Below are 11,867 nucleotides of genomic sequence, written 5' to 3'. Positions count from 1 at the left end.
CGCGGGTACGGTGATCTAAAGCCGCTCCGCCGCCGCGCGTTCCCTGACCTGGGCGAGCGTCCAGTCCTGCAGCAGGCGGCCGTCCTCCCACACGGTCACCATCGCGTCCTCGCAGCCGGGCGCGTCGGCCGGGTCCAGCGCAATCGCATCGCCGCGCAGCGGCACGGTACGGTACTGGCCGGTCTGCACGTCGCGGGCCAGCGTCATGCGACCGCGCTTGCTGGCCTTGCCCTTGTCGGTGACCGGGTCTTTGTAGACGTCGATCCAGCGTCCGTCCACGCGCGCGGCGGAGCACTTCAGCGCGAACTTCTGCGTGTCGCGATCCAGCCGCTGCAGCAGCGCGCCGCCCATGCCGAAGGCGAGGTTGTCGGTGGCGTAGCCCGCGCTGGTGATGCGCTCGAGGATCGCGCGGATGCTGGTGGGATTGACGCCGTCGCCCTGGATCAGGCGCACGTGGTCGAGCACCTTGTAGCCCTTGCCGTTGACGGTGTGGCCGAAAGCCTCGTCCAGCCGCACCAGGCATTGATGCACGACTTCGACCGGGTCGCCCGAGTCCGGGCGGATCACCACCGTCGCACCGGACGCGATCACTTCTTCGCGCAGGGTGCGCCCCCAGTGCTCGGACACCGCGCGGAAGATGTCGTAGCTGTCGGACACCACCGCGACGATGGCGCCGGGCCTGGCGAACTGCCGCAGCATGTTGCGGTACGCATCGACCTCGCGCTCGCGGCCCCATGCGGTGATGGTGCTGTGCTCGGCGGCGGGAATCGAAAATCCCGCGAGTGGTTCGTGATACCAGGCGCGCGCCGCGAGCAAGCCGGACACCGTGTCGGTGCCCAGGAAATTCACCAGATGCGACAGGCCACCGATGGCCGCCGACTCGGTGCTGGACACGCCACGCGCGCCGAAGTCGTGCAGCTTGAATGGCAACTGCCCATCCGGATCGTCGCTGGTGCGTTCGAGGAACTGGCGGATCGTCTGTCGCGCGTGCCAGCTCACCGTCGCCACCGTCACCGGATACCACAGGCGCAGCAGCTGCGTTTCCAGGTACGACGGCACCCAGAACGCGCGCGGATCGGTGGACTCGATGGTCACCAGCGCCTGGTGCGTCGGCACCACGGTGCCCTCGGGCACCGCGCGAATGCGCAGCGGGAGGCGACCTTCGTGGCGCCGCACGATGTCGCGCCAGCCGGCCTCGTTGAACGGCTCGCCGTGCGCGGCGAACAGATCACGTGCCTGGTCGATGTCGGCATCGGTCACGCGCCGGCTCAGGTATTGCTTGAGGATCGCCTGCAGGCCGAAGAACACCGTGCGGTCGTACACGCCGCCGCGCGACTCGACATAGAAGAACGTCGCGTCGGTGCCCGGCGGATACTGCAGCCAATGGCTGGCCTTGTAGCTGTCGGTGTTGAGCAGCAGGTTGTCGAGGAAGTCCATGGGGATTCCGGGAATGGCGGCCCGCGACGATAGACCGGCGCCGCAGCGCGAGTCCTGATCGTACTCAACGCGCATCAGGGTTTCGTTGGGGTCGCGCGGTGCCTGTCCGAAGGCCGCTTGCCACGAGGCCACGAGTCAACCGGTCGCGAGCAAGCTCGCTCCTACGTAGTCGGGCTTGCGCCTGTCGATCACGCACGTTGGTAGGAGCCAGCTTGCTGGCGACCGGCAATGAAAGGCCGGGGATGATCAGATCGCGAGCAAGCTCGCTCCTACAGCGAAGGCCGGTGGCTTTGGTGAGGGCGACGACGATTACGGCCGTGATGTGATTCGCGAGTGTTGGATACGTCGCCAGTCGCCTCGCCGCGTCCCAGCCGTCATCACAGCGAAGGCGGGGATCCAGGCAGGGGGGGGGGGGCGCCCCCTCACCCCGACCCTCTCCCCCGCAGGCGGGGGAGAGGGAGTTCAGGAAGCGACGGATGGTGGATTCCCGCGTTCGCCGGGATTACGGCCTGAAGCGCTCGGAGAACCTCGGGATGCGGATTCCCGAGCCCGGTCCTTCGGCCCTTACGGCTTCGCGAATCGCAACGTCATGCGGTCACTTTCGCCGATCGCCATGTACGTGGCGTCGTTACGATACGCACGGACTGTCCGCGTTCGATCCGCACTACTCGCACACGCGCCACTGTCCGGGCGCCAGGTCGCCGATGCGATGCGCGCCGATCACCACGCGCACCAGACGCAACGTCGGCAGGCCGACCGCGGCGGTCATGCGGCGCACCTGGCGGTTGCGGCCTTCGGTGATCGTCATTTCCAGCCAGGCATCGGGCACGCTCTTGCGGAAGCGCACCGGCGGATCGCGCGGCCACAACGCGGGCGCTTCGATGCGCCGCACTTTCGCGGGTCGGGTCGGGCCATCGTTGAGCACCACGCCGTCGCGCAACTGCCGCAGCTGCGCGTCGCCGGGATCGCCCTCCACCTGCACCCAGTACGTCTTGGGCTGCTTGTGGCGCGGATCGGTCAACCGATGCGCGAGCGCCCCGTCGTCGGTAAGCAGCAGCAGGCCTTCACTGTCATGGTCCAGCCGCCCGGCGGCATACACGTCGCGCGGCAGGCCGAACTCCGCCAGCGTGCGCCGCGGCGGCGTGCTGCGGTCTGTGAACTGACACAGCACGCCGTAGGGTTTGTTGAATGCGACGAGCATTGAAGCTGTGACTCGTGATTCGGGATTCGTGATCCGTAGAGCGACGCTTTCGCTGTTTCGCATTCTTGCTGTCATCCCCGCGAAGGCCGGGATCCAGGCTCGCGGGCGTCACCATCGATCCGGTCCGGAATCACGACGGAAAAATGGATCCCCGCTTTCGCGGGGATGACGATCCTGAAATGCTTCCGCGGAATCCCGAGTCCCGAATCCCGAATCCGTCTTACGGCTTCACGAACCGCAGCGTCATGCGGTCGCTCTCGCCGATGGCCTTGTACTTCGCGTCGTCCTTGGCGTCGTGCTGGTTGCTCGGCGGGAGCGTCCACACGCCGTTCGGATGGTCGGCGGTGTCCTTGGGGTTGGCGTTCACTTCGCTCTTGGCGTCGAGCTTGAAGCCGGCCTTCTGTGCCAGCTCGATCACCAGCGCTTCGGTCAGGTAGCCGGAGGTCTTCATCTTCTCCAGGTCGGTGCCGGGCTTGGCGCGGTGATCGACCACGCCCAGCGTGCCGCCGGGCTTGAGCACGTCGAAGAACGCCTTGAAATACGCCTCCGCCGTGCCTTCCTCGACCCAGTTGTGGGCGTTGCGGAAGGTCAGCACCACGTCGGCCGAGTTGGCCGGACCGAACGCCGGCGCCTTCGGATCGAAGCCCCGCACTTCGGGCTTGCCGTACACCTGCGCGTTGGCGAAGCGCTCGCGCAGCGCCTTGTTCTGGCGATAGCGGTACTGCGGCTGGTTCGGCACCGCATCGTCGTACACGGCGGCGACGTACTGGCCGCCGTCCTTCAGGTACGGCGCCAGGATCTCGGTGTACCAGCCGCCGCCCGGGGTGATCTCGACGACGGTCTGCGTGGGCTTCACGCCGAAGAAGGCCAGCGTCTCGCCCGGGTGGCGGTACTGGTCGCGCAGCACGTTCTTGGGATCGCGCGTGGACGAACGCAGCGCAGCCTGCAGGGCCGGGTCGACGGCGGCGGCGGTGGACGCCTTCGGTGCGGACTTCGGCTTGGCCTGCGCGGCGGCATCGGCGTGCGCGATGAGCAGGGCGGGAAGCAGGGCAGCGAGCAGCATGCGTTTCATGCGGGTCTCCAGGCGGTGCCACGGGAATGGGGGCGCCAGACTAACCCCTGGCCGTGACGGCGGCCATCAACGTCCGGCACGTGTGCGGCGGCGTGCGGGCGGGGCCGGCTTCGCCTTGCGGCGGCGCGGGACCATCGCGTCGCTGGCTTCGTAGACGCGCGCTTCCTCCAGCAGCCAGTCGCGGAACGCGGCCAATCCGCCGTGCTCGCGCGAACGCGGCGGATACACCAGGTAGTGCGCGAACTCGGTCTTCAGGCGTTCGTCGAACAGCTCGACCAGCCGCCCCGCCTCGATCAGCGGACGCGCCAGGGTGATGCGGCCGAGCACGATGCCCATGCCTTCCGCGGCGGCGCGATGCAGGTTTTCGGAGTCGTCGAAGATGGCGACGAAGCGGGCCGGCGGCGTGCCGCCGAAGCGCGCGAACCACTCGCTCCAGCGTCCGCCCGGCGCGCCGAGCAACGGAAACTCGCTGAGCGTCGCCAGCGTCGGCCGGCCGAGGCGTTCGATCAGTTTCGGGCTCGCGGTGGGCGTCATCCAGTCGTCGAACAGGTGCACCGCTTCCAGCCCCGGCCATTTGCCCGGACCGAAGCGGATGCCCGCGTCGATGGCGCTCTCGCGTGCGAAGTCGATCGGATCGGTATTGGATTGCAGGCTGATTTCCAGCTGCGGGTGCTCGGCGAGGAAACGCGGCAGGCGCGGCACCAGCCAGCTGGAGGCGAACGACGGCATCAGCGTGATGGCCAGCGCGTCGTCGCGGCGGCCGCGGCGCGGTGCCAGCGCCTGTTCGATCGCCTCCAGGTGCGGCGCGATGCGGTCGTACAGCGCCTGGCCGTCGTCGGTGAGCCGGACGCCGCGCGCGCCGCGTTCGAACAGGCGCCGGTCGAGGCGTTCCTCGATCGCGCGGATCTGGTGGCTCAGCGCGCTGACGGTGAGATGCATGGACTCGGCGGCGCGGGTCAGGTTGCCGATGCGGGCGGCGGCAACGAAACCCAGCAGGGCCTGCAGCGGCGGACGGCTCATTCGACCTCCTGCGCGGAATGCGAGCGTTGATTCCAGCTCAAGCCTGGCTTGCAGAACGCTCGCTTTTTTGCCGGTTTTGGCGGGCGTATCTTGCAACGTACTCAAGGAAGTTGTCCACGCCAGGAAGGCGCCAGCACCCAGGAGTCCGCCATGAACGTGTTCACCAACCTGCTGTTCCTGCAGGGTCACCTGACCGACCCGCACCTGTTCGACGACGAGGACGAGCGTTACACGAAGGGCTACGGCAACCGCGTCGCTTCCGAGCGCTTCTTCGCGCCGCTGGGCCATGCGCGGCGGGACGCGCGCGACGAGGCGCCGGCCGCGGTCCACCTCAATCCGAACCTGGCGGCCTGCGGCTGCGGCTGACCCGGCTGCGGCTGACGCGCCGCCAACGCTTGCTCTCCCCGACGCGCCGCCGGCTTCCGCCGCGGCGCGTTTTTCATGGTCGCTCGGCCCAAACGCAAAGCCGGCAGGGTCGCAGCGATTGTCTGAACAGGGAAACACGGCCTACAATCGAGAACGATTCTCATCCTTGTTGGCGACCGGTCCCCCGGTGATGTCCAGCGGATGCCGACCTTCTCTCTTCCAGGCCCTGCAATGCCCATCCGCTCCTCCGCCCTGCCGGCGCCGGTCCGCCACGTCCTGACCGCCGCCCTGCTCGCCACCTTTCCGATCGCCGCCTCGGCCCAGTCGGCTACCGATCTGGACACCGTGGAGGTACGCGCACCCATCGCCCGCAGCAGCGGCACCGTGACCAAGACCGACACGCGGATCAGCGAGATCCCACAGTCCGTATCGGTGATCACCGACCAGCAGATGCGTGATCGGGCGATCCACGGCGTCGAGGAAGCGGTGTGGTTCACCGCCGGCGCGCAGGGTGGCGGCTACGGTGGCGATCCGCGCAGCGACTGGCTGCTGCTGCGCGGCTTCACGCCGGCGCGCTACATGGACGGCCTGGCGCTGGCCGAAGGCACGGGCACCGGCATCACCCGCGTCGAGCCCTACGGGCTGGAACGCGTGGAAGTGCTGAAGGGTCCATCGTCCGTCACCTACGGCGCGATGCCGCCGGGCGGCATGATCAACTACGTCAGCAAGCGTCCGACCGAAGAAACGCTGCGCGAGATCGAAGTGCAGGCCGGCAGCTACGACCTGTTCCAGGTGGCCGGCGATTTCGGCGGCAGGCTGACCGCCGACGGCGTGTGGACGTATCGCCTGACCGCGCTTGCGCGCAACAGCGACGACCAGGTCGACTATGTGCACGACGATCGCTACCTGATCGCGCCCGCGCTGACCTGGAAGCCGGACGAAGCCAACTCGCTCACGCTGTTGGCGCGCTGGCAGCGCAACGACACCGTCGCCGGTGCGGGCTTCCTGCCCCAGTCCGGCACCCTGACGCCCAATCCGTTCGGCAAGATTCCCGCCGGCCGCTACACCGGCGAGCCGGGCTTCAACGACTACGACAAGACCATGTCGTCGGTGGGCTGGGAGTACTTCCACGACTTCGGCGGCGGCACCACGTTCCGCCAGAACCTGCGCTACGGCGTGACCGAGATCGACCCGAGCACCTCGGTCGGCGCGTTCGGCCTGCTCGCCGACCAGCGCACGCTGCTGCGCTATCTGTGGAAGACCGAGGAAGAGAGCAAGAACTTCGGCGTCGACAACCAGCTGCAGTTCCAGTTCGCCACCGGTGCTATCCAGCACACGCTGCTTACCGGCCTGGACTACCGCCGTGCGCGCAACGAGTACGCCTCGGCGTTTACCTTCGATGGCGCACCGACGCTCGACATCTTCAACCCGGTGTACGGCGCGTCGATAGTCGAGCCCGAGTACACCTCGCGCACGCGCCAGACGCAGTCGCAGTTCGGCCTGTATGCGCAGGACCAGATGCGGATCGACCGCTGGGTGGTGACGCTGGGCGCACGCCAGGACTGGGTCGGCACCGACACGCACGAGGTGCTCGCCGGCCGGCCCACGCACCAGAGCGACGACAAGTTCTCCGGGCGCGTCGGCGTGAACTACCTGTTCGACAACGGCCTGGCCCCGTACGTGGGCTGGTCGCAGTCGTTCCAGCCCACGGTGGGCACGGACTTCTTCAATCGCGCGTTCGTGCCGACCACCGGCGAGCAGACCGAGGTCGGACTCAAGTACCAGCCGGCCAGCAACCGCATCCTCGCGACGCTGGCGGTGTACGAACTGGTGCAGGAGAACACGCTGGTCGTGGATCCCAACCACACGCTGTATTCGATCCAGCAGGGCGAGACCAAGGTGCGCGGCGTGGAGCTGGAAGGCCGCTGGAACATCGGCCACGGCCTGAGCGTGTACGGCGCGTACACCTATGCCGACACCGAAGTCACCCAGTCGACCGACCCGCTGTCGCTTGGCAAGGAAATCCCGCTGCAGCCGGAACACGTGGCCTCGCTCGGCGCCGACTACACGATCACCGAAGGCGCGCTGTCGGGCCTGGGCTTCGGCGCGGGCGTGCGCTACACGGGCGAGCACTACGGCGATGCGTACAACCAGTTCCAGACGCCGTCGTACACGCTGTTCGATGCGTCGGTGCATTACGACATCGGTGCCTGGCGCCTGCAGCTCAACGCGCAGAACGTCGGCGACAAGGAATACATCGCCACGTGCAACAGCGCGACGTGGTGCTACTACGGCTATCCGCGCACGGTCACCGCGACCGCGCGCTACCAGTGGTGACCTGACGGATCGATGCCATGAACCCGCTTGCCATGACCATCACCGCCATCGCGATGTCGCTGATCTCCGCGGCATCGCTGTATGCCGCATCGACGCACTGCCGATGGCCGTCGTGGAAGCGCCACGGCGCGCGCGGCAACGCCATCGGCGCGGTGCTGGCGATCGCGGCGCTGGCGTTGTGGATCGCACGGCTCGGCGTCGGCGCCGGGCTGTGCGCGATGCTCGGCACGTGGATGCTCGCGATGATGGCGCTGCCGTATCTGGCCTGGCGCACCGTACCGGCCGGCCATGGAGGAACGCATTGATGTGGGCGCGCGCGTTAGCCGGCATCGGGCCGGGATTCCTGCTGTCGGCCGGGCTGGTCGGGCTGTTCACCTGGATGCTGCCGGGGCCGTGGCAGGACACGCTGGTGCCCGGGCTGATCGCCTTCTTCGTGGTGTGGATCGGCGTGATGGGCGCCAGCTTCCAGTTTTCCAGCGGCAAGCGCGCATGGGCCTGGCTCGGCGGTCTGGCCGCGGTAACGCTGGGTGCGCTGTGGTTGCTGCAATGGCTGCAATGGCTCGGGTGACGCGATGAAGATTTCCTCCGGCACGCTGCGCACCTTCACCACCGTGCACACCTGGGTGGGCCTGGTCGCGGGCTTCGCGTTGTTCGTGGCGTTCTACGCGGGCGCCATCACCATCTTCCACCACGACCTGCAGGTGTGGCAGTCGCCGCACGGCGTGGACCACCAGCCGCAGACGCTGGCCGACGCGCAGCGCCTGCTGGACGAAACGCTGGCGCGCCATCCCGACGCGCGCAAGCACATGGGCATGGTGTTTCCGGGCGAGGAGTATCCGGTCGCCGCGAGCTACTGGCAGGATGCCCAGGGCCAGTGGCGTTTCGCCACGCTGGACCACCTCGACGGCATCGACGAGATGCCCGGCGGCGAACTCTCCGAACTGGTCAACGCGCTGCACTACTCGCTGGGCATTCCGGTGGCGGGCACCTACCTGATGGGCATCGTCAGCCTGCTGTACGGGCTGGCGTTGATCTCCGGCGTGATCATCCATCTTCCGAAGCTGAAGGAAGACCTGTTCGCGCTGCGTCCGGGCCGCAACCTCAAGCGCATGTGGCAGGACGCGCACAACGTGATCGGCGTGCTGAGCTTGCCGATGCATGTGATGTTCGCGGTGACCGGCGCGATGCTGTGCCTGGTGCTGATCGTGATGATGGCGCTGAACCCACTGATCTATCGCGGCCAGCTCATGCAGGCGCTGGGCCCGGCGATGGACACCGCGCCGATGCTGGCGCCGGCCAATCGCACGCAGGCGATCGGCCCGATGGCGATGTGGCACCAGCGCGCGATCGACGAGGCGCGCGCGCAGGGGCTGGAGTCGTTCGAGCCGGCGTATCTCAAGCTCGCCAACGCGGGCGATGCGAATGCGGTGGTCGAGATCACCGGCGAGACCGAAGGCTCGCTCGGCCCGCTGGGCGCGGTGGCGCTCAACGCCAACACCGGCGAGAAGCTGGCCACGCAGCTGCCGGGCCAGCGCGATGCCAACCATGCCACGCTCGCCTCGGCGTATGCGCTGCACTTCGGCGAGTACGGCAACCACTGGGTGCAGTGGCTCTACTTCCTGCTCGGCCTGGGCGGTGCGTTCCTGTTCTATTCGGGCAACCTGCTGTGGATCGAATCGCGCCGCAAGCGTCGCCAGGCCACGCAGGGCCGCGCGCAGCTGTGGATGGCGCGCGCGACCGTGGGCGTGTGCATCGGCGTGTGCGTGGCGATCTCCGCCGCCTTCGTCGCCACGCAATGGCTGCAGGCGCCGTCGCTGCGCGGCGTCGACCTGGGCTTCGGCGTGAATGCCGCCTGTTTCGCCGCATGGGGCCTGTGCATGCTGTGGGCCGCGCTGCGTCCGCCGATCCGCGCCGCGCAGGAACTGCTGTGGGCCGCGGCCATCGTCACCGCCGCGATCCCGCTGGTGCATGGCGTCGTCACCGGCGCGTGGCTATGGACCAGCGCCGCTGCCGACCAGTGGGCGCTGTTTGCCATCGATGCCGGTGCGCTGGCGATGGCGGTCGGGTTCGCGTGGCTCGCGCGCGTGACCGCAAGGCGTGCGCGCGATGGCGAGGCCAACAGCGTGTGGACGACGGGCGACGCGAAAGCGTGGGCCGACGATCCGCTGAAAGCCGCTCAGAATTCCCTGCGCAGCGAGACCTCCAGCGAGCGCGGCTCGCCCAGGTAGGCCATCGTCGGGCTCAGCGCGTACGCGATGTACGTCCTGTCGCCCAGGTTGCGGGCGCGCAGGGTGAGCTGCGTGCGCGCGTCCAGATTCCAGCGCAGGTTCGCGCCGAGCAGCGCGTAGCCGGCGCTTTCGATGGTATTGGCCGCATTGGCGTACCGCGATGACACCGCGCGTACGTCGATGCCTGCCGACCACGCGGGCGCGAAGCGGTAGTCCGCCCACAGGTTGGCGACGGTCGACGGCGTATTGGCCGGGCGGTTGCCCGCGCGCGACACCGGCACGCCGCCCTGCGTTTCGAAGAAGTCGTCCAGCGTCGCCTCGACCCAGGCCAGGTTGCCCTGCAGCGACAGGCCACGCTGCGTCTCCAGGCCGAACGCCACTTCCACGCCGCGCGAAGACTGCTCGCCCACCGGCACCGTCTGGCCCGGACGCTCCGGATCGGCAATGGCGAGGTTCTCGCGCACGATGTGGAACGCCGCCAGCGTGGCGAAGGCGCGGCCGTCCGCGCGCTGGAACTTGGAGCCGACCTCGAACTGGCGGCCCCTGGAGAGATCGAAGTCCTGCACCTGCGACAGGCTGGCCGTGCTGAGCACGCCGGCCGGCGGGTCGGCCGCGGTCGCGTACTGCGCGTACACGCTGGCGCCGGGCGAGAAGGCGAAATCGAGTGCGATCCGTCCGGTGGTGGGGTCGTAGTCGCGCGTGAACCGCGCCGGGTTGGACGGCGTCGCGGCCTGATGGTTTTCCACGTCCAGTTCGATTCGGTCGTGGCGCAATCCGGTGAGCAGCGACAGGCGTTGCGTGAGCTGCGTGAGGTTCTCCACGAACAGCGCTTGCGTGCGCACGCGGTTGGTGCGTTGTGGCGTGAATACCTGTGCCGCGCCGCGAACGTCGAAGAAGCTGCCGGGCGTGACCGAGTCGATCGGCACCGTGTCGATGTCGCCGGCGATGGACAGCGGGAACCGCGTCTGCCGGTTGTAGCTGACGTCCAGCCCGGCATTCCACTGCGAGCGCCGGCCGGCCAGCGTGCCGTCGTGGCTCCACTCGAGCTTGTCGCCGACCACCTGCTGGTCGTGACGCTGCAGCAGCGCACCGGAGCGGATCACCACGGTGGCGTCGGCATTGAAGCGGTAGGACTCGACATTGCGATAGTCGCGCAGCGCGTCGTAGTAGTAGAGCGTGTTGCGCAGGCGGGTGGCATCCGACGGTTGCCAGGCGAGCAGCGACCGCACCCAGTCCACGTCCTGTTTGTAGTAGCCATCGGCGACGTTGTAGTTGCGCGTCTGCGTACCCGGCAGGACCTTCATGCGGCCGTCGGGCGTGGTGAGCACCGGCGTGCCCCAGTACGGGCGCGCGCTGTCTTCCTTCTGGTGTTCCAGCGCCAGCGTGTGGGTCAGGGCGGGAGTGATCTGGCTGAGCAGAGAAACCGCGGCGACCAGCGATTCGCGATCATTGCGATCCGCCCAGCCGTCGGTGCCGGACCAGCTGGCGTCCGCCCGCACCGCGTTGCGCGCACCATCGCCGCCGAGGCGGTGGTTGATGCCGGCGGCGAGCACGCGCGAGTCGAACGATCCGTAGCCGAGCATCGCCTGCGCGCTGTCCGCATCCAACCGCGGCAGGCGCGTGACGTAGTTGATCGCACCGCCCACCGCGCCGGCACCGTAGAGGAAGCTCGACGGCCCGCCGATGGCCTCGACGCGCTCGTAGATCCATGCATCGACCGGGCGCGCGGCAATGGTCGCGTACTGGAGGTCGATGCCGTTGAACAGCTGCGAGATCTGCGAGCCGGAGAAGCCGCGGTACGTCACCGCGTTGCCGTTGCCCGGCGGCGAGACCACCGTCAGGCCCGGGATGGCGTACAGCGCTTCCTGCGTGTTGCGCACGTCGCGGCGGTCGAGCGTGTCGCGGTCGATCACCGTCACCGATGCGGGCGTCTCCATCACGGTGAGCTGCAGCCGCGTACCGGCGGACGCGGGCGCGGACAGCGGCTGGCGGACGCCCTGCACCTGGATGCGATCCAGCGTGGTCGGCTGGTCACCGGAGGCGAGTGCGGGAGCGCAGGCGGCCGACAGCGAGAAGGCGACGGCCAGCGCGAGCGGATGCGCGCCCGGAGTGCGGCGGAGTGTGGAGGTCATGGACGATGCGGCGTGGAACCCGGCGCGCATTGTCGAGGCCAAGCCATCGCGCGAGGATGCGGCAAAACGCCGCA

10 protein-coding genes are annotated in these 11,867 nt (G+C 68.5%); 5 read left to right on the top strand and 5 right to left on the bottom strand.

Annotation, left to right across the window (positions count from 1 at the left end; all coding sequences use genetic code 11):
- Positions 1-15 precede the first annotated feature (15 nt).
- From VFE83_RS10355 to VFE83_RS10340, 4 genes are all read right to left on the bottom strand, one after another.
- Entirely contained in the window at positions 16-1,437 is a 1,422-nt protein-coding gene (locus VFE83_RS10355; protein WP_324905784.1) for a nicotinate phosphoribosyltransferase, read from the bottom strand.
- 664 nt (positions 1,438-2,101) lie between these two features.
- The gene (locus VFE83_RS10350) at positions 2,102-2,638 is read right to left on the bottom strand and encodes a pseudouridine synthase (RefSeq protein ID WP_324905782.1); all 537 of its coding nucleotides are present in this window, start codon (positions 2,636-2,638) and stop codon (positions 2,102-2,104) included.
- 220 nt (positions 2,639-2,858) lie between these two features.
- Positions 2,859-3,701, bottom strand: a complete 843-nt coding sequence (locus VFE83_RS10345) for a class I SAM-dependent methyltransferase (protein WP_414674726.1) — start codon at positions 3,699-3,701, stop codon at positions 2,859-2,861.
- Between the two features lie 75 nt (positions 3,702-3,776).
- Positions 3,777-4,730: a LysR substrate-binding domain-containing protein gene (locus VFE83_RS10340; protein WP_324905778.1), complete on the bottom strand. Its 954-nt coding sequence runs from the start codon at positions 4,728-4,730 to the stop codon at positions 3,777-3,779.
- Positions 4,731-4,880: 150 nt separating this feature from the next.
- Between VFE83_RS10340 and VFE83_RS10335 the strand changes: the two genes are divergently transcribed.
- From VFE83_RS10335 to VFE83_RS10315, 5 genes are all read left to right on the top strand, one after another.
- Positions 4,881-5,096 carry a hypothetical protein gene (locus VFE83_RS10335; RefSeq protein WP_324905776.1) on the top strand — a complete coding sequence of 72 codons (216 nt, stop codon included), beginning with the start codon at positions 4,881-4,883 and terminating at the stop codon, positions 5,094-5,096.
- Between the two features lie 231 nt (positions 5,097-5,327).
- A complete protein-coding gene (locus VFE83_RS10330) occupies positions 5,328-7,433 on the top strand; it encodes a TonB-dependent siderophore receptor (RefSeq protein WP_324905774.1) in 2,106 nt (701 codons plus the stop codon).
- Positions 7,434-7,450: 17 nt separating this feature from the next.
- Positions 7,451-7,738 (top strand): hypothetical protein, encoded by a 288-nt coding sequence (locus VFE83_RS10325; protein ID WP_324905772.1) that lies wholly within the window; start codon positions 7,451-7,453, stop codon positions 7,736-7,738.
- Entirely contained in the window at positions 7,738-8,001 is a 264-nt protein-coding gene (locus VFE83_RS10320) for a hypothetical protein (RefSeq protein ID WP_324905770.1), read from the top strand. The genes VFE83_RS10325 and VFE83_RS10320 overlap by 1 nt, the downstream gene beginning before the upstream one ends.
- Before the next feature lie 4 nt (positions 8,002-8,005).
- Positions 8,006-9,661, top strand: coding sequence for a PepSY-associated TM helix domain-containing protein (locus VFE83_RS10315; protein ID WP_324905768.1), 1,656 nt, complete (start codon positions 8,006-8,008; stop codon positions 9,659-9,661).
- Here the strand turns inward: VFE83_RS10315 and VFE83_RS10310 are convergent.
- On the bottom strand, positions 9,610-11,793 hold the full coding sequence (locus VFE83_RS10310; RefSeq protein ID WP_324905766.1) for a TonB-dependent receptor: 2,184 nt from the start codon (positions 11,791-11,793) through the stop codon (positions 9,610-9,612). The genes VFE83_RS10315 and VFE83_RS10310 overlap by 52 nt on opposite strands.
- Positions 11,794-11,867: the final 74 nt, after the last annotated feature.

This window comes from Lysobacter sp., assembly GCF_035655815.1.
Classification (GTDB): Bacteria; Pseudomonadota; Gammaproteobacteria; order Xanthomonadales; family Xanthomonadaceae; genus Lysobacter_J.
The sequence above is the reverse complement of the archived record's forward strand: the minus strand, read 5'-3'. Positions and strand labels throughout refer to the sequence as shown.

Bases quoted from the DNA above. Each gene is read 5' to 3' on its own strand.
- VFE83_RS10340 (WP_324905778.1), bottom strand. From the start codon at position 4,730: ATGAGCCGTCCGCCGCTGCAGGCCCTGCTGGGTTTCGTTGCCGCCGCC.
- VFE83_RS10355 (WP_324905784.1), bottom strand. From the start codon at position 1,437: ATGGACTTCCTCGACAACCTGCTGCTCAACACCGACAGCTACAAGGCC.
- VFE83_RS10350 (WP_324905782.1), bottom strand. From the start codon at position 2,638: ATGCTCGTCGCATTCAACAAACCCTACGGCGTGCTGTGTCAGTTCACA.
- VFE83_RS10315 (WP_324905768.1), top strand. From the start codon at position 8,006: ATGAAGATTTCCTCCGGCACGCTGCGCACCTTCACCACCGTGCACACC.
- VFE83_RS10320 (WP_324905770.1), top strand. From the start codon at position 7,738: ATGTGGGCGCGCGCGTTAGCCGGCATCGGGCCGGGATTCCTGCTGTCG.
- VFE83_RS10335 (WP_324905776.1), top strand. From the start codon at position 4,881: ATGAACGTGTTCACCAACCTGCTGTTCCTGCAGGGTCACCTGACCGAC.
- VFE83_RS10310 (WP_324905766.1), bottom strand. From the start codon at position 11,793: ATGACCTCCACACTCCGCCGCACTCCGGGCGCGCATCCGCTCGCGCTG.
- VFE83_RS10345 (WP_414674726.1), bottom strand. From the start codon at position 3,701: ATGCTGCTCGCTGCCCTGCTTCCCGCCCTGCTCATCGCGCACGCCGAT.
- VFE83_RS10325 (WP_324905772.1), top strand. From the start codon at position 7,451: ATGAACCCGCTTGCCATGACCATCACCGCCATCGCGATGTCGCTGATC.
- VFE83_RS10330 (WP_324905774.1), top strand. From the start codon at position 5,328: ATGCCCATCCGCTCCTCCGCCCTGCCGGCGCCGGTCCGCCACGTCCTG.